15 protein-coding genes are annotated in these 23162 nt (G+C 70.7%); 11 read left to right on the top strand and 4 right to left on the bottom strand.

What is annotated here, in order from left to right:
- The first annotated feature begins 74 nt into the window (after positions 1–74).
- From HF323_RS03650 to HF323_RS03600, 11 genes are all read left to right on the top strand, one after another.
- Positions 75–1436, top strand: coding sequence for an aminotransferase class V-fold PLP-dependent enzyme (locus tag HF323_RS03650; RefSeq protein ID WP_223169133.1), 1362 nt, complete (start codon positions 75–77; stop codon positions 1434–1436).
- A 141-nt stretch (positions 1437–1577) separates the two neighbouring features.
- On the top strand, positions 1578–2576 hold the full coding sequence (locus HF323_RS03645) for a Gfo/Idh/MocA family oxidoreductase (protein WP_169581168.1): 999 nt from the start codon (positions 1578–1580) through the stop codon (positions 2574–2576).
- A 1-nt stretch (position 2577) separates the two neighbouring features.
- On the top strand, positions 2578–3441 hold the full coding sequence (locus tag HF323_RS03640) for an NYN domain-containing protein (protein ID WP_169581167.1): 864 nt from the start codon (positions 2578–2580) through the stop codon (positions 3439–3441).
- A 223-nt stretch (positions 3442–3664) separates the two neighbouring features.
- Entirely contained in the window at positions 3665–5038 is a 1374-nt protein-coding gene (locus tag HF323_RS03635; protein WP_169581166.1) for an MFS transporter, read from the top strand.
- Positions 5039–5153: 115 nt separating this feature from the next.
- Positions 5154–6341 carry an ROK family transcriptional regulator gene (locus tag HF323_RS03630; RefSeq protein WP_317450979.1) on the top strand — a complete coding sequence of 396 codons (1188 nt, stop codon included), beginning with the start codon at positions 5154–5156 and terminating at the stop codon, positions 6339–6341.
- Positions 6342–6350: 9 nt separating this feature from the next.
- Positions 6351–7442, top strand: a complete 1092-nt coding sequence (locus HF323_RS03625) for a substrate-binding domain-containing protein (protein ID WP_169581164.1) — start codon at positions 6351–6353, stop codon at positions 7440–7442.
- A 32-nt stretch (positions 7443–7474) separates the two neighbouring features.
- The gene (locus HF323_RS03620; protein WP_223169132.1) at positions 7475–8434 is read left to right on the top strand and encodes an ATP-binding cassette domain-containing protein; all 960 of its coding nucleotides are present in this window, start codon (positions 7475–7477) and stop codon (positions 8432–8434) included.
- A gap of 44 nt (positions 8435–8478) precedes the next feature.
- Positions 8479–9675, top strand: coding sequence for a sugar ABC transporter permease (locus tag HF323_RS03615; protein ID WP_211160284.1), 1197 nt, complete (start codon positions 8479–8481; stop codon positions 9673–9675).
- Positions 9676–9947: 272 nt separating this feature from the next.
- Positions 9948–11036 carry a substrate-binding domain-containing protein gene (locus HF323_RS03610; RefSeq protein WP_223169131.1) on the top strand — a complete coding sequence of 363 codons (1089 nt, stop codon included), beginning with the start codon at positions 9948–9950 and terminating at the stop codon, positions 11034–11036.
- An 83-nt stretch (positions 11037–11119) separates the two neighbouring features.
- A complete protein-coding gene (locus HF323_RS03605; protein ID WP_169581162.1) occupies positions 11120–11929 on the top strand; it encodes an ATP-binding cassette domain-containing protein in 810 nt (269 codons plus the stop codon).
- On the top strand, positions 11926–13197 hold the full coding sequence (locus tag HF323_RS03600; RefSeq protein WP_169581161.1) for an ABC transporter permease: 1272 nt from the start codon (positions 11926–11928) through the stop codon (positions 13195–13197). The genes HF323_RS03605 and HF323_RS03600 overlap by 4 nt, the downstream gene beginning before the upstream one ends.
- A gap of 175 nt (positions 13198–13372) precedes the next feature.
- Here the strand turns inward: HF323_RS03600 and HF323_RS03595 are convergent, their stop codons facing one another.
- The 4 genes from HF323_RS03595 to HF323_RS03580 all read right to left on the bottom strand — a co-directional run bounded on the left by HF323_RS03595 (position 13373) and on the right by HF323_RS03580 (position 23109).
- Entirely contained in the window at positions 13373–14068 is a 696-nt protein-coding gene (locus HF323_RS03595) for an NAD-dependent deacylase (RefSeq protein ID WP_169581160.1), read from the bottom strand.
- A gap of 76 nt (positions 14069–14144) precedes the next feature.
- Positions 14145–17861: an HYR domain-containing protein gene (locus HF323_RS03590; RefSeq protein WP_169581159.1), complete on the bottom strand. Its 3717-nt coding sequence runs from the start codon at positions 17859–17861 to the stop codon at positions 14145–14147.
- A gap of 138 nt (positions 17862–17999) precedes the next feature.
- Positions 18000–19526, bottom strand: a complete 1527-nt coding sequence (locus HF323_RS03585; protein WP_169581158.1) for an ATP-dependent DNA ligase — start codon at positions 19524–19526, stop codon at positions 18000–18002.
- A gap of 136 nt (positions 19527–19662) precedes the next feature.
- A complete protein-coding gene (locus tag HF323_RS03580; RefSeq protein ID WP_211160189.1) occupies positions 19663–23109 on the bottom strand; it encodes a family 43 glycosylhydrolase in 3447 nt (1148 codons plus the stop codon).
- Between the last annotated feature and the right edge of the window lie 53 nt (positions 23110–23162).

Genomic DNA, 23162 nt, shown 5'->3' with positions numbered 1-23162 from the left:
CCTGCCTCCCGCGGCGTGCAACAGTTCGACACACGGCGCGCGGGCCGAGGCATCCCGCCTCGACAATGGGACGCATGTCTGAAGCCCCGCGCTCGTTCGCGACCGCACAGGTGCAGGCGGGGTTCGATGCGGGCGTCGCCGAGAACACCGCCGTGCCCTCGATCCACCAGTCCAACGCCTTCGAGTTCCGCTCGCTGAGCGAGGCCCGCGATCTGTTCGCGCTGCGCCGCGACGGCAACATCTACAGCCGCGCGGCCAACCCGACGGTGCTCGTGTTCGAGAAGCGCGTCGCCGAGCTAGAGGGCGGGGTCGCCGCCGCGGGCGTCGCGTCGGGCCAGGCTGCCGTCGCGCTGGCGCTGCTCGCCCTGGCGAAGCAGGGCGAGCACATCGTCGCCGCCCGCCAGCTGTACGGCGGCACCGTCGATCTTCTGCAGGACACGTTCGCCGATTGGGGCATCGAGGTCACGTTCGTCGATCAGGACGACACGGATGCCTGGACCGCCGCGGTCCGGCCCCAGACGCGCGCCTTCTTCGCGGAGTCCATCACCAACCCGATCGCCCAGGTGCTCGACGTGCGCGCGGTGGCCGACATCGCCCACCGCGCCGGCGTCCCGCTCGTGATCGACAGCACCGTCGCGACGCCGTACCTGCAGCGCGTGCGCGATCTCGGTGCCGACATCACCGTGCACTCGGCCACGAAGTTCCTCGGCGGGCACGGCACGTCGCTCGGCGGCGTCATCGTCGACCTCGGCACCTTCGACTTCACGGCGGAGCCGGAGCGCTGGCCGCAGCTGACCGAGACCTACCCGCGCGTGCCCGACGGCAGCCTCGTCGAGCGCTTCGGCCGAACCGGCTCACCGTACATCTCCCTCGTCAAGACGAAGTACGTGCACGATCTGGGTCCGTCGCTGTCGGCGTTCAACGCCTTCCAGCTGCTGCAGGGCATCGAGACGCTCGACCTGCGGATCGCTCGGCACTCCGCGAGCGCGCTGCAGGTGGCGCAGTTCCTCGAGGCCCACCCGGCGGTCGCCCGCGTGCACCACCCCGGCCTGCCCTCGAGCCCCTGGCACGAGCGCGCGCGAGAGTACCTGCCGCGCGGCGCGAGCTCCGTCTTCGCGTTCGACCTCCGTTCCACGGGCGACGCCGAGGCCGACTTCCGAGTCGTCGAGGACCTGATCTCGCGGCTGCGGGTGGTCAGGCTCGTCGCCAACATCGGCGACGCCCGCAGTCTCGTGGCCCACCCCGCGTCCATGACGCACAGCCACCTGAGCCCGCGCCAGCTGGCCGAGGCGGGCATCTCGTCGACGACCATCCGGCTGTCGATCGGCCTCGAAGACTCCGCCGACGTGATCGCCGACCTCGACCGGGCGCTCGCCGACGTCGCGACGCCTGCGGCGCCCGCGGAGCCCGAGTTGGCCGAGGCCGGCGCGCGCTGACGCGAGCCCGATCTCGGAACGGCGCCCGCGGAGCCCGAGTTGGCCGAGGCCGGCGCGCGCTGACGCGAGCCCGATCTCGGAACGGGGCCCGATCTGCTGCCGGGCGCGCGGCGCGGGGCCCCGCTCGGTACGCTCGGGGACATGACCCCTCCTTCCTCGCCCGGCCTGCGCTGGGGCATCCTCGGTCCGGGCGGGATCGCCCGCGCCTTCGCGCGCGATCTGCGCATCGCCGGCCTCGACATCGTCGCCGTCGGTTCGCGCAGCAGCGAGTCTGCGTCGGCGTTCGCCGCCGAGTTCGACGTCGCGCGGCCCCACGGGTCGTACGAGCAGCTCGTGTCCGACCCCGGGGTCGACATCGTCTACATCGCGACGCCGCATCCGTTCCACGCCGAGCAGGCGGTCCTGGCGCTCGAGCACGGCAAGCACGTCCTCGTCGAGAAGCCCTTCACCCTCACCGGCGCCGAGGCGGCGCGCGTCCGCGATGTCGCCGCCGAGCGCGGGCTCCTCGCGATGGAGGCCATGTGGACCCGCTACCTGCCGCACATGGCGCGGGTCCGCGAGATCGTGGAGGCCGGCACGCTCGGGGAGATCCGGGCGCTCATGGCCGACCACACCCAGCTCATCTCATCCGACCCGGCGCACCGGCTCAACGCCCTCGAGCTCGGAGGCGGCGCCCTGCTCGACCTCGGCATCTACCCGATCTCGTTCGCGTGGGACATCCTCGGCGAGCCGCTCGCGATCACCGCCTCGGCCCGTCTGGGCGAGACCGGCGCCGACACCGAGATCGCCACGGTGATGTCGCACGCGTCGGGCGCCCTGTCGACCTCGCTCTCCGCCTCGCGCGCGGCGGGACCGAATACGGCGCACGTCATCGGAACCGACGCGAGGATCGACATCGACCGCGTCTGGTACAACGCCTCGTCGCTGCGCGTGGTGACCGCCGACGGCACGGTGCTCGAGAAGTACGCGTCCGACATCCAGGGCCGGGGCATGCAGTTCCAGGCGCTGGCGGCCGAGCAGTACGTGGCGGCGGGCCGCACCGACAGCGAGCTGCTGCCGATCGACGAGACGGTGGCGATCATGGAGACGATGGACGAGATCCGCCAGCTCATCGGCGTGCGCTACCCCGGGGAGGAGTGAGGTGGCCGACCTGCAGAACTCGCGCGTCGCGGTGTACCTGGACTTCGACAACATCGTCATGTCCTGGTACGACCGCGTCCATGGCAAGAACTCGTACTCCCGCGATCGGCAGAAGATCATCGCCGACCCGTCGGATCCCGAGATCGCCGACCGCCTCACCGCGGCCACGATCGATGTCGGCGCGATCATCGACTACGCCGCCTCGTTCGGCACGCTCGTGCTCACCCGCGCCTACGCCGACTGGTCGTCTCCGGTGAACGCGGTGTACCGCTCGCAGCTCGTCGCCCGTGCCGTCGACCTCGTGCAGCTCTTCCCCGCGGCGGCGTACGCCAAGAACGGCGCCGACATCCGCCTCGCCGTCGACGCGGTCGAGGACATGTTCCGCCTGCCCGACCTGACCCACGTGGTGATCGTCGCCGGCGACTCCGACTACGTGCCGCTCGCGCAGCGCTGCAAGCGCCTCGGCCGCTTCGTCGTGGGGGTGGGGGTGGCCGGCTCCACCGCCAAGTCGCTGGCGGCGGCCTGCGATCAGTTCGACTCGTACGACGCGCTTCCCGGCGTCGCCGCCACGGTCGAGGCCCGCAAAGAGACGGCGCCCACGCGGCGGCGCGCGAAGAACGCGGCCGCCGACCCCGCCGAAGCGCTCCTCGACCGCGCGCTGCGCCTCGAGAGCGACAAAGAGGACGTCGAGTGGCAGCACGCGTCGGCAGTGAAGAGCCTCATCAAGCGGCTCGACCCGTCGTTCTCCGAGAAGGCGCTCGGGCACAAGAGCTTCTCGGAGTTCGTCAAGGCGCACCCCACCGTCGCCGAGGTCGATGAGTCGGGCAACATCGTGCTCATCCGGCTCGCCGCCGATCGGCGCTGAACCGTGTCCGCGCCGGCGAGGGGCCCTCGCCGGCGTCGGGGATGCGCCGCGCGAAGCACGCGTCGACGGCACGGTCATGCGCTCGAGCGAGATCGCTCCGATGCTCATCGCACGTGAAGGGATTCTCACCCCCTCGGCTTGAAACCTGAATCCCCCGTCAGGTAACGTGCGTCGGAGCGACAGATCCGTCGCTTCCCCGCGCTCTACGAGGAGGTATCAGCGCATGGCGTCAGCCTCAGCATCCGGTTCCCAGCAGCAGTCGACCCTCCGCCGGGTCGTCACGGCCTCGATGGCCGGCACGGTCGTGGAATGGTACGAGTTCTTCCTCTACGCCACCGCGGCGACCCTGGTGTTCAACCTGATCATGTTCCCGCCGTCGGAGGATCCGCTGGCGCCGATCATCGCAGCCTTCGTGACGTACGCGGTCGGCTTCGTCGCGCGTCCCCTGGGCGGCATCGTCTTCGGCCACTTCGGCGACAAGTACGGCCGCAAGAAGCTGCTCCAGGTCGCGATCATCCTCGTCGGCGTGGCCACGTTCCTGATGGGATGCCTGCCGACCTTCGACCAGATCGGCTACCTGGCGCCCATCCTGCTCGTCCTCCTGCGCTTCGCGCAGGGCTTCGCGGTCGGCGGCGAGTGGGGCGGAGGCGTGCTCCTCGTGGCGGAGCACTCTCCCGACGCCCGCCGCGGCTTCTGGGCATCGTTCCCCCAGGCCGCCGTGCCGATCGGCAACCTCATCGCGACGGTCGTGCTGCTCGTCCTGCGTACGACGCTCTCGGACGAGGCGTTCCTCTCGTGGGGCTGGCGCGTCGCCTTCTGGCTGTCGGTCGTCATCGTGGCGATCGGCTACTACGTGCGCACCCGCGTCACCGACGCGCCGATCTTCATCGAAGCTCAGAAGCAGGTCGAGGCGCAGGAGCACATGCGCTACGGCGTGCTCGAGGTCATCAAGCGCTACCCGCGCGGCGTCGTCACGGCGATGGGCCTCCGCTTCGCCGAGAACATCATGTACTACCTCGTGGTGACCTTCTCGATCGTCTACCTGAGCACGGCGCTCGAGATGGACACCGCCGCGATCCTGTCGTGGCTCGTGGTCGCGCACATCGTGCACATGATCGTCATCCCGCTCATCGGCGGGCTCGCCGACCGCGTCGGACGCAAGCCGGTGTACTTCATCGGCACGGTGCTCGCGGCGGTGTGGGGCTTCATCGCCTTCCCGATGTTCGACACCCGCGAGCCGGGCATCATCATCCTGGCGATCTCGCTCGGTCTGTTCATCCACGCGTTCATGTACGCGCCGCAGCCGGCGATCATGTCGGAGATGTTCCCGACGCGCATGCGCTATTCAGGCGTCTCGCTCGGCTACCAGGTGACCTCCATCGTGGCCGGCTCGCTCGCACCCATCATCGCCACGGCACTGCTGCGGGAGTACGGCACGTGGATCCCGGTGGCGATCTACCTCGCCATCGCCGCCGCCATCACCCTCATCGCGGTGATCTCGATGCGCGAGACCAAGGGATCGTCGCTGCACGACCTGGATCGGGTCGACGAGGAGCGACTCGCGGCCCAGGTCGGCACTGTCCGCGCCACCGCGTGATCATGAGGGCGGATGCTGCGACCCGACGCCGGGCCGCGGCATCCGCCCTGCCCTTTCCCAGCACCCGCGAAGCCGCTCCCCATCTGGGAAATCGCTCGTCCGGTACAGTGTGAGCGTGGCACGCCGTAACCCCCCGCCGGGTTCTCAGACCTCGCTTCGCGAGGCCAATCGTGCGCGCCTCGTCGACTCCCTGAAGCGCCACGGCCGCCTCACGCAGGTCGAGCTGGCCGGGAGCACGGGACTGTCCCCCGCGACGGTGTCGAACATCGTCAAGGAGCTCACCGCCTCGGGCATCCTGCACACCTCGTTCACGTCGCGCAGCGGCCGCCGCGCCACGCTCGTCTCGCTCGCGCGCCAGCTCGGTCTCGTCGCGGGCGTGCACTTCAGCTCACGCCAGCTGCACATCGCGATCGCCGACACGGCGCGCGCCGTGGTGACGCAGTCGTCGCTTCCGCTGGCGCTCGACCACCGCCACGATGCCGAGCTCGACCGGCTGAGCCTGCTGCTCGGCGACATGATGGAGTCGCTCGGCGGGTCGCTGTCGGACCTCCTCGCCGTGGGCCTCGCCCTGCCCGCCCCGATCGACCCGCGCACGGGCATGGTGTCGACGCCGGGCCTGCTGCGCGGCTGGGAGGGCGTCGACGTCGCCGAGAGCCTGGCCGCGCGCATCGGGCGTCCCGTCTACGTCGACAGCGAGGCCAATCTCGGCGGACTCGCCGAGGCGCGTGAGGGCAGCGGACGCGAGGCGTCGTCGTCGGTGTTCATCCGCGTCGGCCACACCATCAGCGCGGGCCTGATCGTCGGCGGCGACCTGTTCCGCGGTGTCAACGGCAAGGCCGGACAGATCGGGCACGTCACGATCGACGAGAACGGGCCGATCTGCCGGTGCAGCAACCGCGGATGTCTCGAGACCTACGCAGGCGGACCGGCGCTGCTGTCCCTCTTCCCGCCGAGCGAGGGGATGCAGCGGCTCGGCGATCTGCTCCAGGCCGCCGAAGCCGGCGACGGCAGCTCCCGCCGCGTGATCGCCGACGCCGGCCGCCACATCGGCATCGCGGCGGCGAGCCTGTGCAACCTCTTCGACCCGGAGCTCATCGTCGTCGGAGGCGACCTGGCGCAGGCGGGCGAGATCCTGATGGCGCCGATGCGGCACTCGCTCGAGCGCAGCGCGCTCCCGTCGGCGGGCGGGCTGCCCGAGATCGTCGGCGCGTCCTTCGGCGAATGGGCCGAGACGCGCGGGGCGATCGCGATCGCGCTCGACCATGTGACGGTGGACGCGCAAGCACTCCCCCACACGGCGTAGCCCATGGCGATGTCGAGATCAGGACGCGAGGTTCTGAGGAAGGCGCTCGGGCGCGCGGCGGCCGCGGTCCTCGCCGTGGTGGTGGCCGGATCGGCCGCCGGCTGCACCTCGCCCGCTCCGAGTCCGTCGGTGAGCGATGGATCGGGAGCGATCGCGCTCCTCCTCCCCGAGGCGAAGACGGCGCGGTACGAGACGTTCGACCGGCCGTTCTTCGAAGCGCGCGTGGCCGAGCTGGGCGATTACGACGTGCTCTACGCCAACGCCGACCAGGATGCCGCGAAGCAGCAGCAGCAGGCCGAGTCGGCACTCGCCGCCGGAGCCGGGGTGCTCGTGCTCGACCCCGTGGACGCGAACGCGGCGGTGAGCATCGTCCGGTCGGCCAACGCCAAGGGCGTGCCGGTGGTGTCGTACGACCGCCTCATCGCCGGGGGCGACCTGGCGTACTACATCTCGTTCGACAACGAGAAGGTCGGGGTGCTGCAGGCGACGGCGTTCGTCGAGGCCGTCGAGGCAGCGGGTGAAGGCACCGGCATCCTCATGGTGAACGGCTCCCCCACCGACAGCAACGCGGCGCTCTTCCGCCGGGGTGCCCACTCGGTCATCGACGAGAGCGGCCTGCAGGTGCTCGCCGAGTACGACACTCCCGACTGGAGCCCCGACAAGGCCCAGGACTGGGTGGCCGGCCAGATCGCGCAGTACGGCGACGAGATCGCGGGGGTCTACGCGGCCAACGACGGCACGGCAGGAGGCGCGGTCGCGGCGCTGAAGACGGCGGACGTCGACCCCTTCCCCATCGTGACGGGCCAGGATGCCGAGCTGACGGCGCTGCAGCGGATCGTCACGGGCGACCAGCACATGACGGTCTACAAGGCCATCAAGCCGCAGGCAGAACTGGCGGCCGAGGTCGCCGTCGCGCTCCTGCACGGCGAGGAGGTGACCGCCCCGATGAAGATCGACGGCGTTCCGACCACGCTTCTCGAGCCCGTCACCGTGACCGTCGACAACATCGTCGAGACCGTCGTCGCCGACGGCTTCTGGACGGTCGACGACATCTGCACGCCCCAGTACGCCGATGCGTGCGCGGCGGCGGGCATCGAGTAGGGTCCTGAGCTTGGGCAGGAGGGCATGACCGGATGTCGATGACACAGCCACGGGCGGGGCGATCGCGCGAACGGGTGCTCACCATGCGCGGGATCGGCAAGCACTTCGGCGCCGTCAAGGCGCTCACCGACGTCGACTTCTGGGTCAACGAAGGCGAGGTCGTGGCCCTGGTCGGTGACAACGGCGCCGGCAAGTCGACGCTGGTGAAGGTGCTCGCGGGCGTCCACGAGCCCGATGCGGGCACGATCGAGTTCGACGGCGACGTCGTGGTGATCCCGAGCCCTGCCGATGCCCAGGAGCTCGGGATCGCGACCGTGTTCCAGGACCTCGCCCTGTGCGACAACCTCGATGTCGTGGCGAACCTGTGGCTCGGCCGCGAGCTGCGCGACGGCATGGGGCTCGACGAGGTCGACATGGAGCAGCGCACCTGGACGCTCCTGCGCGAGCTCTCCGCCAAGATCCCCTCCGTGCGCGTGCCGGTCGCTTCGCTCTCCGGCGGCCAGCGCCAGACCGTCGCGATCGCGCGGTCGCTGATCGGCGACCCCCGCGTGGTCATCCTCGACGAGCCCACCGCCGCGCTCGGCGTCGCCCAGACGGCCGAAGTGCTCAACCTCATCGAGCGCCTGCGCGAGCGCGGGCACGGAGTGATCCTGATCAGTCACAACATGGCCGACGTGATGGCGGTCGCCGACAGGGTGGTCGTGCTGCGGCTGGGCCGCAACAACGGCGTGTACAACGTCGCGGACGTCACCAGCGAGACGCTCATCGCGGCGATCACGGGAGCCGCCGACAACAGCGCGTCCCGCCGGGCGGCCGAGCGCCCGGCACCGCGTTCGCCCGCCCAGCCCGCCCCGTCGGCAGTGGCGGGGGCGACGGATGCCTCGGCCGCCGCCGGCGAAGACGCGCCGGCCGAGCAGCACGACGCCGAGATCATCCGCATGCCGCGGGGCCGGTCGCGCCCGGCGACCGACCCGAAGGGCGGTCGCCCGTGAGCCGCGACGAGCGCGTCCTCGCCGATGCACCTGAGGACGAGCGTCTGCTGAGCGTCGCCGGCGTCCGCAGCGCCGTCGACGCGCTCTTCAGCCGCATCCGAGGGGGCGACCTGGGCGCCGCGCCCATCGTGGTCGGCCTCGCCGTCATCTGGCTGATCTTCCAGCTGCTGAACCCGGTGTTCCTCTCCAGCGAGAACCTGAGCAACCTGACGATGCAGTCCGCCGCGATCGGCACGATCGCCCTCGGCGTCGTGCTCGTCCTGCTGCTCGGCGAGATCGATCTCTCCGTCGGGTCGGTGTCGGGCCTCGCGGCGGCGGTGCTGGCGGTGACGTTCGTGCAGCTGCACTGGCCGCTGGTTCTCGCGCTCGTGGCGGCCGTCGCCGCCGGGTGCCTCGTCGGGCTGCTGTACGGGTTCCTCTACACGCGGTTCGGGCTGCCGAGCTTCGTCATCACGCTGGCGGGCCTGCTCGGGTTCCTCGGACTGCAGCTGTGGGTGCTCGGCGACACCGGCACGATCGGCCTGCCGTTCGACTCCTGGATCGTCGAGTTCGCTCAGGACATGTATCTGCCACCGTGGGCGGCGTACGGACTCGTCGTCGCGTCGGTCGGCGCGTACGCGTGGGTGCTGCTGCGCCGCGCACGGCGCCGCGCAGCGGCCAACCTGGTCAGCCAGGGCAACCTGGAGATCGGCCTGCGGTGCGGGACCCTCCTCCTCTTCCTCCTCGCCGCGACGTGGTATCTGAACCTCTACCGGGGCGTCGGCGTGATGTTCGTCTTCTTCCTCGCGCTCATCGTCGTGATGAACCTCGTCCTCACGCGCACGCGCTGGGGTCGCGCGGTCTACGCCGTGGGCGGCTCGGTGGAGGCGGCGCGGCGCGCGGGCATCCGGGTCGACCGCATCTACCTGTCAGTCTTCGCGATGTGCTCGACCTTCGCCGCGGTCGGCGGCATCCTGGCGGCCGCCCGGCTCGCGTCCGCGAGCCAGAGCTCGGGGACCGGCGACACGAACCTCAATGCGATCGCGGCAGCGGTGATCGGCGGCGCCAGTCTCTTCGGCGGGCGCGGAACGGCGTTCTCGGCACTGCTCGGGATCTTCGTGATCCAGTCCATCTCGTCGGGACTGACCCTGCTCAACCTCGACTCCTCCGTGCAGTTCATGATCACGGGCGCCGTGCTCGTGCTCGCTGTGATCGTCGACTCGATCTCGCGTCGGACGCGTGCCGCCACCGGCAGAGCCTGAGTCGCCTGCATTCATTCGACAAACACGCACGGCTGACGTCGGCGTATGGACTGCGCATTCTGCACGCCTTCGGGAAAGTTCGGAGCCATTGTGCACCGAAACTTTCGCACGCCCTCCCCGCGCCGACGTTGCGGACTCCATGTGCGCCCGGCGTTGCCAAAGCGTTACGTTCAAGACTTGACGCCAAGAACCGATCACGGAAATGATCTCATCAAGCGCGAAGTGCAGCAGGGACGATCCTGGGGTTCGCGCACTTCAATGACGAAAGGCGAATGATGAAGAAGTCTTCACTCCTCGCCGTCGCGGCCCTCACGGGTGCTGCAGCGGTGATGCTCGCGGGCTGTGCCGGCAACACCGGCGGCACCCCGAGCGAGAGCGACGGCGGCAACGGTGGCGAGGCCACCGGCGGTCGTGCATGTGTGATCCTGCCCGACGCGGCCTCGTCGCCGCGCTGGGAGAACTTCGACGCGAAGTACCTGCAGGAGGGCCTGGAGGAGGCCGGTTTCGAGACCGACATCCAGAACGCCCTCGGTGACGTCAACAAGTACTCGACGATCGCCGACCAGCAGCTCGCACAGGGCTGCGGCGTGATGCTGCTCGTTGACTACCAGGGCGCCGCCGAGGCCGTAGCCACGAAGGCCAAGGCCGAGGGCATCCCGGTCATCGCATACGACCGCCCCTTCGCCGGTGCCGACTACTACGTGTCGTTCGACAACACCGAGGTCGGCCGCATGCAGGGCCAGACGGTCCTCGACGGTCTCGAGGCCGCCGGCGTCGACCCGGCCGAGGCGACCGTGGTCTACATGGGCGGCGACCCGACCGACGGCAACGCCGCGATGTTCAAGTCCGGAGCGGTCGAGGTCATGGAGGCCGCCGGAATCACCCCGGCCGCCGAGCCCCCGGGCGTGTGGGACCAGGCCAAGTCGCAGACCAACTTCGAGCAGGCCCTCACCTCGCTCGGCGGAAAGGTCGACGGCGTGTGGGTCGCCAATGACACGAACGCCGCCGGCGTCATCAAGGTGCTGCAGGACAACAACCTGAAGGGTGTCGCCGTCTCGGGCCAGGACGCCAACGTCGCGGGTCTGCAGAACATCCTCCTCGGCTGGCAGACCGCCACGGTCTACAAGCCGGTGAAGGACGAGGCGACCGCGGCCGTCGAGACCGCCATCGCCCTGCTCAGCGGTGAAGAGGTCGAGACCGAGGCAGAGCTGGAGGACGGCACGCCGTACATCCAGGTCACGCCGATCCTCGTCGGGCCGGAGCAGGTCAAGGACGTCATCGCCGCGGGTGACGCGTCGTACGACGACGTGTGCACCCCCGAGGTCATGGCGGCCTGCGAAGAGTACGGGGTCACCGAGTAAGTTATCCGTCAAAGCCGCGAGGGCGTCGCGTCGTCGAGGCGCGGCGCCCTCGCGCGCTACCGGCACTCGGCAAGGAAGCGAGTATGTCTCAGACGATCACAGCCACAGAGCCGATCATCGAATTGGTCGGCGTCAAGAAATCGTTCGGTCCGGTCAGCGTCCTCAAGGGCGTCGACCTCAAGGTGTACCCCGGCAAGGTGACCGCCCTCGTCGGCGACAACGGTGCCGGCAAGTCCACGCTCATCAAGGGTCTCGCGGGCGTGCAGCCCTACGACGAGGGCGAAGTCCGCATCGACGGCGAGCATCGCGATCTGCACACGCCGAGGGATGCCTCGGGCCTGGGCATCGAGGTGGTGTACCAGGACCTCGCCCTGTGCGACAACCTCGACATCGTCCAGAACATGTTCCTGGGCCGCGAGGAGACCTCGGTCGGAACGTTCGACGAGGGACGCATGGAGAAGGACGCGTCCGACACGCTGCGGTCCCTCTCGGTGCGCACCGTCAAGTCGGTGCGGCAGAAGGTGTCGAGCCTGTCGGGCGGTCAGCGTCAGACCGTCGCGATCGCGCGCGCGGTGCTGAAGAAGGCGCGCGTAGTGATCCTCGACGAGCCGACGGCGGCCCTGGGCGTCGCGCAGACGGAGCAGGTGCTCAACCTGGTCAAGCGCCTGAGCGACCAGGGTGTGGCGGTGATCCTCATCAGCCACAACCTCGCAGACGTGTTCGAGGTGGCCGACGACATCGCCGTGCTCTATCTCGGTCAGATGGTCGCACAGATCCCGACGGCCGAGACCACCCGTGACGACGTCGTGGGGTACATCACCGGAACCAAGACCCTGGGCGGCGTCAGCATCGTCGACACGTCCACGCTTCGCACCGAGGAGGGGGCGCTATGAGCAGCAATGCGACTCGCACGGAAGCCGCGCCCGATCCGCTTGCGAGCGACCTGATCGGCAGCGGCGTCGAGGGCGGCGTGGCCGACCAGGCGCGCGCCTGGTGGCAGCGCGTGCGCGGTGGAGACATGGGGGCACTCCCCGCCATCGGCGGACTCGTCGTGCTCGGCATCCTGTTCACCGCGCTGAGCCCGTTCTTCCTCACCGAGCGCAACTTCGCCAACCTCCTCAACCAGGCCGCCACCCTCGTGGTGCTCGGCATGGCGCTGGTGTTCGTGCTGCTCCTGGGCGAGATCGACCTGTCGGCGGGTGTGACCGGCGGTGTGGGCATGGCGCTGTTCGTGGTGCTGAACTCGCAGTTCGACGTACCGTGGCCGCTCGCCCTGCTCATCGGCTTCGGCTTCGGGTTCCTCATCGGCGCGTTCATCGGCTTCTTCGTCGCGAGGGTCGGGATTCCATCGTTCGTCGTGACGCTGGGTCTGTTCCTCGGCCTGCAGGGCCTGGCGCTCGTCATCATCGGACCGGGCGGACTGTTCCGCGTCGAGGTGCCCGAGCTCATCGCGCTGCAGAACGGCAATCTTCCGGTCTGGGCGGGCTGGGTCATGCTCGCCGTCATGCTGGCCATCTCGGCGGGCACGTCCTTCTGGGATCGCTCGCGGCGCACCCGGGCAGGCGTGCCGAACCGGGCGATCTCGCTCGTGTGGATCAAGCTCGCCGTCATCGCCGTCGTCGGCGGAGCGGTGGTCTTCATCCTCAACCAGGACCGCGGCCAGTCGGTCAACGCGGTGCAGGGCGTGCCCAACGTCGTGCCGATCGTGCTGGTGATCCTCTGGATCGGGACGTTCGTGCTCGACCGCACCAAGTTCGGCCGCTACATCTACGCGATCGGCGGCAACGCCGAGGCCGCCCGTCGCTCGGGCGTCAAGGTGCGCTGGATCAAATGGTGGGCGTTCGTGATCTGTTCGAGCCTGGCCGTGTTCTCGGCGCTGCTCAGCGTGTCGCGCGTCGGCACCGTCGATGCGACCGTCGGACGTGACATCGTCCTGTCGGGCGTGGCGGCGGCCGTCGTCGGCGGCGTCAGCCTCTTCGGCGGCAAGGGACGCCTCATGCACGCCGCGATCGGCGCGCTCGTGATCGCGACCATCACGAATGGCCTCGGACTGCTCAACCTGCCGGCCGGCGTCAACCTGCTCGTCACCGGCGGCGTGCTGATCCTCGCCGCCACCGTCGACGCCCTGTCGCGCCTGCGCGGCAGCGGTGTGCGAACCTAGCGGCTGGTCGTCGAGGGGCGTCGGGCGGAGCATCCGTCCGGCGCCCCTCGCGCTTCCCGGCGTCGCCGGGCCGGACGCAGGCAACACGCCGAACGGACCCTCGCGCGGTCCGAGTGAGCGGCCGCATTTCCTGAATCTGGCGCATCGGGCGGGAGCGGGGGTCTCCGGGTGGCCTTCAGCCCGCGACCGCGAGGATCTCCTCCACCCACGCGGGAACGAGCTCTCCCGCGCGCCCGACGCGCGCGTCGTGGAACGGCACGAGAGCGTCGCTGGGCTCGAGGTTGAGCTCCACCGTCCGGGCGCCGAACGCAGCCGCGAGCGCCACGTAGCCGGCCGCCGGGTACACCGCGCCGGACGTGCCGATCGACACGAAGACGTCGCACGCGATGACGGCCGCCTCGATGCGGTCGAGCTCGTAGGGCATCTCGCCGAACCAGACGACGTCGGGGCGAAGCATCCGCTCCCCGCACGCCGGGCAGGGCGGGCGCGGTTCGAGGTCCTCGTCCCACGCCGGGCGGGCGCCGCACGCGCGGCAGAGCGCCCGCCGCAGTTCGCCGTGCATGTGCACGACGCGACTCGACCCGGCGCGCTCGTGCAGGTCGTCCACGTTCTGCGTGACGACCAGCAGATCCTCTCCGACCGCCCCTTCGAGCCGGGCGAGCGCCCGGTGCGCGGCGTTGGGGGCGACGGATGCCACGGCCCGCCGCCGCTCGTCGTAGAACCGCTGCACGAGGCCGGGGTCGCGCTCGAAACCTTCCGGGGTCGCGACGTCCTCGACGAGGTGGCCCTCCCAGAGCCCGTCGGCGTCGCGGAACGTCGGAACGCCGCTCTCCGCCGAGATGCCGGCTCCGGTGAGGACGACGATCCGCATGAGTCCAGTGTGCCCGCTCGACAGGGCGGAGGCCCGGACCGCGTGTGCGGCCCGGGCCTCCCTGCGGTGATGCGGACTACTTCAGCTTGAAGCTCGCCGAGATCGTCGAGCCGTCCTGCGTCGTCATGGTGACGATGTAGCACGCGCCCGGCAGCTTCGGCGTCTGCCAGTTCTGGATGTACTGGCCGCCGGTCGTGTCGTAGCGCAGCGCCGTGCCGCCGGTCGTCGTGAACTCGATGTCGTCCGTTCCGACGGTCGTGCCGCACGTGACCTTCTTCTGCACGAACGACAGGATCGCCGACGTCGCCGTGAGCTCCGTCGAGCCGGCGAACACCTCGAACTTCAGAGGAACCGTCGATCCGCCCTTCACGGTGTTCATCACGCTGCCCATGTCGACCGGCTGGAAGAACCCGCTGAGCCGCCACGCCGACACCGAGTACGACCGGCTGGCGGTCGCGGTGTTGCCCGCGCCGTCGGTGGCCGTCGCGGTCATCGTGTGCGAGCCCACCGTCGTGCCGTGACCGGTGACCTGGCACGCGACGGAGCCCGAGACGATGTCCGTCGCGGTGCAGGTGGCCGCCGCCGGCACCGCGCCGAACACGTGCGAGCTGCCGTCGGCCGGCCCGCCGGCCCAGGAGATGACAGGCTTGGTCGTGTCGATCACGCTGACCGTGAAGGTCTCGCTGTCCGCGTTGCCGCGCGCGTCCTCCGCGACACAGGTCACGGTGGTGGTGCCGAGCGCGAAGGTGCTGCCCGACGCGGGGGTGCAGGCGGGCGTGACCGGCCCGTCGACCAGGTCGCTCGCCGTGGCCGTGTAGGCGACGGTCGCACCGGCCGCGCTTGTGGCCTCCACCGGCGCGAGAACGGGGACGGTGATCGCCGGAGCAGTCGTGTCCTGCACCGTCACGATGAAGGTGTCCGTCGTGGAGTTCTCGTCGTCGTCGGTGGCGACGCACGTGACCGTCGTCTCGCCGAGCGCGAACGTGCTGCCCGACGCGGGGGTGCAGGCGGGGGTGACCGAACCCGCCACGATGTCGGTGGCCGTCGCCGCATAGGTGACCGGTGCCCCGTCGGGGCCGGTCGCTTCCGCGGTGAGGTCGCCGGGAACGGTCAGGGCGGGCGGGGTCGTGTCCTGAACGATGACCTCGAACGAGCCCTCGCCGACGTTGCCCGAGAAGTCCGCGGCCGTGCAGCCCACGACGTGGGTGCCGATCGCGAAGACCGAGCCCGCCTCGGGCGAGCACACCGGCGTGACGTCCTGGTCCACGGTGTCCGTCGCGGTCACGTCGTACCCCACGACGGCGCCGGAAGGCCCGGTCGCCTCGCGCACGATCGTGTCCGGAACGTGCACGATGGGCGTGGTGGTGTCCTGGACCACGACGTGGAACGTGGCCGTCCCCTCGTTGCCGGAGTCGTCGGATCCGGAGCACGTGACCAGCGTCGAGCCGAGCGCGAAGACCGAGCCCGACGCGGGCGAGCATGCCGTCGTGATGTCCTGGTCGACGATGTCCGTCGCCGGAGCGTCGAAGGTCACGGTGGCGCCCTCGGGGCCGGTCGCCTCGACCGTCTTGTCTGCCGGGACGTGGATGATCGGCTCGGTCGTGTCGCGGACCGTCACGTCGAACGACGCCGAGCCCTCGTTGGCCGCGCCGTCCACGGCGGTGCATTCCACCGCGGTGGTTCCCAGCCCGAAGACGGTCCCGGCCGGCGGAGCGCACGTCGGCACCAGAGCGCCGCTCACGGTGTCGGAAGCCGAGGCGGTGAAGTCCACGGTCGCGCCACCCGGGCCGGTGGCCTCCTCGACGATGTCGTCCGGCACGTCGACCACCGGGTCGGTCGTGTCCACGACGACGATCTCGAAGGAGGCGTTCGACTCGTTGCCTTCGGCGTCGGTCGCCGAGCACTCGACGACGGTCTTCCCGAGCGGGAAGGTCCCACCGGACGCCGGCGCGCAGTCCGCGGTCGCGGCGCCGCTCACGAGGTCGTCGGCTGTCACGTCGTAGGTGACGACGGCACCCGCGGGCCCGGTCGCCTCTTCGGTGATCGTCGAGGGCACCGTGATCGCCGGGCCGGTGGTGTCGAGCACGGTGATCGCGAAGGAGCCGGTCGCCGTGTTCCCGGCGCCGTCCGTGACCTCGCAGTTCACCTGGTGGGATCCGAGCCCGAACGTGGCGCCCGACGCGAGCACGCACGACGGCGTGAGCGAGCCGCTCACGAGGTCGCTCGCCGTCGCCGTGTACGAGACCGCGGCGCCATCGGGGCCGGTCGCTTCCGCGGTGGTGGTCGCGGGAAGCGTGAGCACGGGGAGCGTCGTGTCCTGCACCGTCACGCTGAACGACGCCGCGCCGAGGTTGCCCGCGGCGTCGGTGGCCGTGCACTCGACGGTCGTGCTGCCGAGGGCGAACGTCGAGCCGGATGCCGGCACGCACGTCGTCGCACGCACACCGCTGACGGCGTCGTCGGCCGATGTCGCGAACGTCGCGACCGCCCCGCTCGGGCCGGTCGCCTCCAGCACGATGGGCGTGGGCACCGTGACGACAGGGGCGACCTGATCGATCACGTGCACGGTGAACGACGCGTTCGCCGTGTTGCCCTCGGCGTCTGCCGCGGCGCACTCGACGGTGGTGTCGCCGAGGGCGAGAAGGGAGCCGGAGGCGGGTTCGCACACGACGGGGACGGCGCCGTCGACGAGGTCGGTCGCCGACGTCGCGAAGGTGACCTCGGCACCGTCCGGACCGGTCGCCTGTACGGAGAACTCGGCCGGAACCACGAGGCTCGGCTGCGTGGTGTCGGAGATCACGACCGAGAAGGTCGACGACCCGGTGTTGCCCGCGGTGTCGGTCGCCGAGCACGTCACCGTGGTCGATCCGACGGCGAAAGCGGTGGCGGAGGCGGGCGAGCACGTGACCGCAGGTGAGCCGGCGACCGCGTCGGTGGCGGTCGGGTTCGTCCAGGTCACGACGGTGCCGGAACCGGTCGCCTCCATCGCGACGTTCGACATCGCGCCGACGGCGGGTGCGGTGGTGTCCCGCACGATGACGTTGAAGGAGCCGGTCGCGGTATTGCCGGCGGCGTCGGTGGCCGAGCACGAGACGGGGGTGGTGCCGAGCGGGAAGACCGAACCCGACGCCGGCGTGCAGCCCACGGTCGGCGGGATCGGATCGGTTTCATCTGCGGCGGTTGCCGCGTAGGTCACCGTGGCACCCGCGGCGCTCGTCGCTTCGACGGTCTGGTTCGCCGGGAGAGCGAGCGCCGGGGCGGTGGAGTCGAGGATGCACTTCTTGGTCGTCCAGGTGACGGTGACCGAGGCCGTCCCCGTCACGGGCTGACCGGCGTTGTTCGTGCCGGCGTAGGTCAGGGAGATGCTGCCGGTGCCGCCCGCTGCCTTGGCCGGCAGCGTCACTGCGAGCGGGAGTGTCTCGCTGCTGATCGTGCCTGTCGCGAAACCCTGCCACCCCGTGGCGACCCGGATGACGCTGTCTCCTCCCGGCCACGACGTCGTCATGCCGGCGGACGCGACCACCCCGGAGAGGGTCACGTCGGAGTTCCCGGCGAAGACGTTGTTCGTCTGGTTGTTGTTCGCGTTGCCCTGGCGTCGCGCGCCGACGAGCACGGCGAAGTCCACGGGCTTGTCCGTACAGGCGGCCACCTGAGCCGCGTTCTGGTCGACGGGTATCAGATTGTCGCCGTCGATCCAGACCTGGTCCGCGAAGGCGACAGAGCCGCCTCCGACCACCAGAAGTGCCGCCACAGCGAGCGCGACCCCATTTTTGAGCGCACGAGAAAGCGCCATGGTGAATCCCCATTCTCCCCACCGAGCGCGCGTCGTCCTCGACGCGGGCCCAGTCCCAGCCCACATCGTCGCACGCCGCTTGCAGGCGGCGATACGTCTGCGACCTCAGCCTCCGCTCAGGCCTTGCTCAGGACCGGCTCAGCCCTTCAGCAGCGCGCGGAGGGAATCGATGGTGTCGGCGTCGTGCGGAGTCTTGTCGGGCCGGTATCCCTTGACGCGGGCGAAGCGCAGGGCGACGCCCCCGGGATAGCGCGTGGACCGCTGCACGCCGTCGATGGCGATCTCGACGACGGTCTCTGGGCGAACGTGCACGGCGGACGACGAGCGATGGGTCTCGATGGCCGGGAAGTGCTCCGTCTGCCACCGCAGCAGCTCATCGGTCAGTCCCTTGAAGGTCTTGCCGACCATCACGAAGCCGCCGGGGTCGCCGAAGGCGCCGTCGCGATCGAGCGCACCGAGGTGCAGATTCGACAGCATCCCCGTCCGCCGCCCCGAGCCCCATTCAACGGCGAGCACCACGAGGTCGAACGTCAGCACGGGCTTCACCTTGAGCCAGCTCTTCCCCCGGCGACCCGCCGCGTACGCCGACGCGACACCCTTCACCATGACCCCCTCGTGGCCGGCGGCGAGCGCCTCCCGCGAGAACTGTTCGGCCCGAGCGGGGTCGTCGGTGACGACACCCGGGATGCGCGACGGTCCGGCCACCCGGTCGAGCGCCTCGAGGCGCGTCGAGAGCGGCTCGTCGATCAGGTCGCGGCCGTCGAGGTGCAGGATGTCGAAGAACCAGGGTCGCAGGAGAACGGATGCCTCGCCCTCCGTCCCGAAGCGGGCCATCGTGTCCTGGAACGGCCGGGGAGCGCCCTCTTCGTCGAGCGACAGCGTCTCACCGTCGAGGATCACCTCGTCGGCGGGAAGCTCGCGCACCGCGTCGACGATCTCGGGAACGCGATGGGTGATGTCGGCCAGGTTGCGGGTGTAGACGCGCACATCATCGCCGTGCCGGTGCACCTGGATGCGCGCACCATCGAGCTTGTACTCGACGGAGGCGAGACCGCCGATGCTCTCGAGTGCCTCGCTGGTCGAGCCGGCCGTGGAGGCGAGCATCGGCATCACCGGCCGTCCGACGACGAGTCCGACGGCTTCCAGCTCGCCCGGCGCGCCGTGCAGTGCGAGAAGGGCGGTCTCACCCAGGTCGCCCGACAGCATGGCCGCGCGGCGGACGGCCGAGGCATCCGCCCCCGCTGCCTTGGCGACCGCGTCGAGGAGCACCCCCTCGAGGGCGCCGGTGCGCAGCTCACCCAGGATCACGCGGGCGAGGAAGTCCCACTCCCCCGGCGTGGCCCGCGAGGCGAGCGCCTCGAGCTGTGTGCGCCGGGACGCCACCGAGCCCGCGCCGTCCGCCGTGGCGAGAGAAGCGAGCGCGGCATCGACCTCGGCGATCGTGAGGCTCGGCGCGGACGCGTGCGTCGTATCGACCGCCTGGAGACTGCGCCAGCCGACGCCGATCCTGCCCTGCCGTGGGCTCGCGACGAGGAACCCGATCGCCGGTGCGACCTCGTCGGGTGCCAGGCCCCGCAGCAGCTCGGCGAGCGCCGTCACCTTGGCGAGCCGGGACGAGGTCGCGCCGACGGTCTCGGCGGCATCCACGACGGACGAGAGCAGCATCCCTGAAGTCTCCCACCGCCCGGCGACACCGCGGGAGGCTTGCGTCGTGCCGCCATCAGCAGGCACAGACAGCGGGGTCGTGCGGTGGACCCGTCATCCGCACGACCCCGCCCGTCTCAGCTGCGGGCCGTACCCGTCAGCCTGCTCCGCACGTGCGGGCGGCGTAGCTCGCCGACTCGTCCTGCGAGATGTCCTCGCCGTCGACCGTCGCGGTCACCTCGGCCGTCACCTCGCCCGCCGGCATGGCGGCCAGGCGGGTCGAGAACGCCGCTGAGGCGGACGCGCCGGGCGCGACGGTCAGCGTCTTCGCGCCGTAAGGCGTCGACACGGCCACGACCGCCGGCACCTCATCGCTGTTGCGCGCGGTCGTCGTCAGCACGGACTTCCCGGCGACGCACCGGGTCGCGACGGACAGCTCGACGTCCACCGCCGGCGCGACCGCGGCGGCCGCCCACGCCTCGAACTCGAGGATGCCGCTGGACCCGCCCGCGCTCGCCGAGCCCCACGCCTGCATGACGGCGCGCAGCTTCGTCGTCGTCACGGGAGCGAAGGTCACCTCGTTGATCGCGGTCGACGATCGGCCGTACGCGCCGGCGGCGACGACATCCTTCCACTGCCCGGTCGCGAGATCGACGTACTGCAGCTTCCACTCGCGCGGCGGGATCATGCCCGCATTCGCGGTGTCGGCGGAGTCGCGGAAGAACAGCACTCCCGCCTTGTCGACGGTCACGACGCGATCCCATTCGAGCTGCACCCACTGCTCGCCGACGTTCGGCCACGTGCCCCACGATGCGCCCGTGAGCGCCCCGTCGTTCACGGCGGTCACCGAGTTCCACGACGACGTGTACGACGCGGTCGCGGTCGCGATCGGGGCGATGTTGCCCTCGAGCGGCGCGTCTGGCGACAGCGGCACCGACACCGATGCGAGCGCCGAGACGTTCCCGGCGGCGTCCTTCGACCGCAGGTACACGACGTGCCGCTGCTCGTCGACGGCCACCGGCCCCCCGTAGGCCTGCCAGCCCGTCGGCGCGTCGATCGCGTACTCGATCCCCGCGGCGCCCGATCCGGTATCGGCGGCGGTCGCGCGCACGGTGCGCGCGGCGATGTCGAGGGTCCCGGTCACGGTCGGCCTGGTCGCGTCGATCTTGACGGAGAGGGATGCCTCGTCCGACACGTTCGCCGCGGCATCCGTCGCCCGCGCCTTCACCGCGTGGGTGCCGTCTCCGGTCACGGAGGCCTCGGCGTAGCGCACGTTCTCGCTCGCCTGCCAGGCGCCGGCGTCGACCGCGATCTCGATGCGCGTGCGCACGTCGCGGTCGTCCTCGGCGGTGGCACGCACCGTCACGGGTGACAGGTACCAGCCGTTCGCCCCTTCGACGCCGGCCGCGGTGAGCGCGACCGTGGGAGCCTCGGCGTCGAGCGTCTCGCCGTGCACCTCGAGCTCGGAGAGCGCGACACCCGACGAGCCCGCCGCTGTGAGGGCGACGCGCACGCCGCTCGCCGTGACGGCGTCGAATGAGGCGGTGCTGCCCGCTCCGGCCGCGATCGGGAAGCCGTCGGCACCGGTCACGTCCTGCCACTGCCCGTCGACCTTCACCTGCACGTTCCACGACTCGGGTGCGGCGACGCCGTCACCGGTCCAGAAGTGCGCGGTGACGCCGTCCACGCGGACCGGTTCGGCCCACGCGTAGCCGGCCCAGCTCGATCCGCCCGCCGACCACACCGGGTGGGTGGCGCCGGTGTACGCGATCGCCTCGTCGTTGAGAGCCTCGACCGCTCCCGCCGCCTCGGCCTCGGGAGTGCCGGTGAGGGCGAGGTCGGCGCGCCAGGGGCTCTCACCGAGCACCGTCACGGACGCCGACACGAGGCCGGCGGCGTAGCCCTCGACGAACCCCTGCACGGTGAACTGTCCCGCCGCCGACACGTCCGCCGGATCGACGGCGTTCCAGCGCACCGGCGCCGCGAGCGTGTCGTCGCCGAAGGCGAGATCCACGGTCTCGGGGAGCTCGGGCGCCGTGCCGACGACCGTCTGCACCTCGACGGGGGCGACGGCGTCGGGCTGGTCGGCGTGGACCTCCCACTCCTCGACCGCGACGGCCGAGTACGACGGCGGGTTGGCGGCGTTCGGCGACGCGTTGATGACGGCGCGCAGGCGCGACGTGGTCACGGCGCCGAAGGTCACCTCGTGCACCGCCGTGGTGCTCGTCGGGTATCCGCTGGGCGTGGGCACGTCCTTCCACGCGCCGGCATCCCAGTACTGCAGCACCCACGACGACGGGTTGGACACGCCGTTGCCCGTTCCCGGAGCGACATCGCGCCAGAACTTGATGCGCGCGCGGTCGACGCGGACCGGGGTGTCCCAGTCGTACTGGATCCACTGCTGCGCGGGACGGTTCGCCGTCCAGCTGCCCCACATGTCCGGCGGGAGCGGGTTGGGGCGGATGATCTCGTCGTTGAGCGCCTTGATCCAGTACTGCGTCGGAATCGGCTCGTTCGAGGCCGACGCGGTCGCCCACGGCGCCACGTTCGAGCGCGGCGTCAGATTCGGTCCCTTCACCGGCGTCGGCGTGACGGGCACGATGCGCGCGGGCGTCTGGGTGTCGTCCCACTCGAGGTGGTCGATCGCGACCGAGCGGCGGAAGTGGTTGCCGCCCACGGCATCGGCGGTGTGGTAGGCCATGTACCACTCGCCCTGGAACTCCGCGATCGCGGGGTGGCTCGTCGTCGACGACACCGGGGCGAGGATGCGACCGCGGAAGGTCCACGGGCCGAGCGGGCTGGACGCCGTCGAGTACGCGATGCACGCGTGGTAGTTCGCGGGCGTGCACGTGCTCGTCGGGCCGGCGTTGTTCGCCGCGTAGGCGAGGTAGTAGGTGGCACCGCGCTTGAACAGCCACGCCGCCTCGAAGAAGCCGGTCACGCCGCTCGTGATGCTGCTCGGCGTGCCGATGCGCGTCTTCATGTCGCTCTGCAGCTCGATCGCCATGAGGCGGCTGAAGCTGCCCCAGTACATCCACACGCGGCCGTCGTCGACGAGCACGGTGGGGTCGATGTTGTGGGCGTCGTTGCCCAGGATCGACTGCGACACGATCGGCCCGCCGGCGTGATCGGTCCACGGTCCGAGCGGCGTGTTCGACACGGCGACGCCGATGCCGAACTTGTCGGATGACGTGCTGGCCGCCTCGTGCACCGGCACGTACCAGTAGAACCGGCCGTCGATGCCCTTGACGACCTGCCCGGCGTAGGCGCGCCCGGGCGTCGCCCAGTCGAACACCGTCTCGGGACGCATGAGCGAAGGGTGGTGCTGCCAGTCGCCGCCGTCGACGTCGGTGGTCGAGAACGCCTGCCACTCGTTCATGATGAAGTCGTTGGTGGTGGCGCCGGCCTCGTCGCGACCGGCGTGGATGTACAGCGTGTCGCCGTCGGCCAGCAGGCTGGGGTCGGCCGAGTAGACCGACCCGTCGCCGATGATGGGGTTCTCGGTCGCGGCGAGGCTCGCCGACGCCGGGGCGAGCGACGCGATCAGCGCCGCGACCACTCCGACGGCGAGCGCGCTCCCCGTTCTCTTGGTTCGAAAAACCACTCTGTCTCTCATTCGTCGGGCACCGCGGACGGCGGTGCGGGGGAAAAGCGGGC

It is taken from the genome of Microbacterium sp. MF43 (genome assembly GCF_012847295.1).
Lineage (GTDB): Bacteria > Actinomycetota > Actinomycetes > Actinomycetales > Microbacteriaceae > Microbacterium.
The sequence above is the reverse complement of the archived record's forward strand: the minus strand, read 5'-3'. Positions and strand labels throughout refer to the sequence as shown.

What these genes read in the sequence shown, in the direction of transcription:
- HF323_RS03585 (WP_169581158.1), bottom strand. Translation starts at nt 19,526, where the DNA reads ATGCTGCTCTCGTCCGTCGTGGATGCCGCCGAGACCGTCGGCGCGACC.
- HF323_RS03595 (WP_169581160.1), bottom strand. Translation starts at nt 14,068, where the DNA reads ATGCGGATCGTCGTCCTCACCGGAGCCGGCATCTCGGCGGAGAGCGGC.
- HF323_RS03600 (WP_169581161.1), top strand. Translation starts at nt 11,926, where the DNA reads ATGAGCAGCAATGCGACTCGCACGGAAGCCGCGCCCGATCCGCTTGCG.
- HF323_RS03625 (WP_169581164.1), top strand. Translation starts at nt 6,351, where the DNA reads ATGTCGAGATCAGGACGCGAGGTTCTGAGGAAGGCGCTCGGGCGCGCG.
- HF323_RS03650 (WP_223169133.1), top strand. Translation starts at nt 75, where the DNA reads ATGTCTGAAGCCCCGCGCTCGTTCGCGACCGCACAGGTGCAGGCGGGG.
- HF323_RS03635 (WP_169581166.1), top strand. Translation starts at nt 3,665, where the DNA reads ATGGCGTCAGCCTCAGCATCCGGTTCCCAGCAGCAGTCGACCCTCCGC.
- HF323_RS03605 (WP_169581162.1), top strand. Translation starts at nt 11,120, where the DNA reads ATGTCTCAGACGATCACAGCCACAGAGCCGATCATCGAATTGGTCGGC.
- HF323_RS03645 (WP_169581168.1), top strand. Translation starts at nt 1,578, where the DNA reads ATGACCCCTCCTTCCTCGCCCGGCCTGCGCTGGGGCATCCTCGGTCCG.
- HF323_RS03610 (WP_223169131.1), top strand. Translation starts at nt 9,948, where the DNA reads ATGATGAAGAAGTCTTCACTCCTCGCCGTCGCGGCCCTCACGGGTGCT.
- HF323_RS03620 (WP_223169132.1), top strand. Translation starts at nt 7,475, where the DNA reads ATGTCGATGACACAGCCACGGGCGGGGCGATCGCGCGAACGGGTGCTC.
- HF323_RS03590 (WP_169581159.1), bottom strand. Translation starts at nt 17,861, where the DNA reads ATGGCGCTTTCTCGTGCGCTCAAAAATGGGGTCGCGCTCGCTGTGGCG.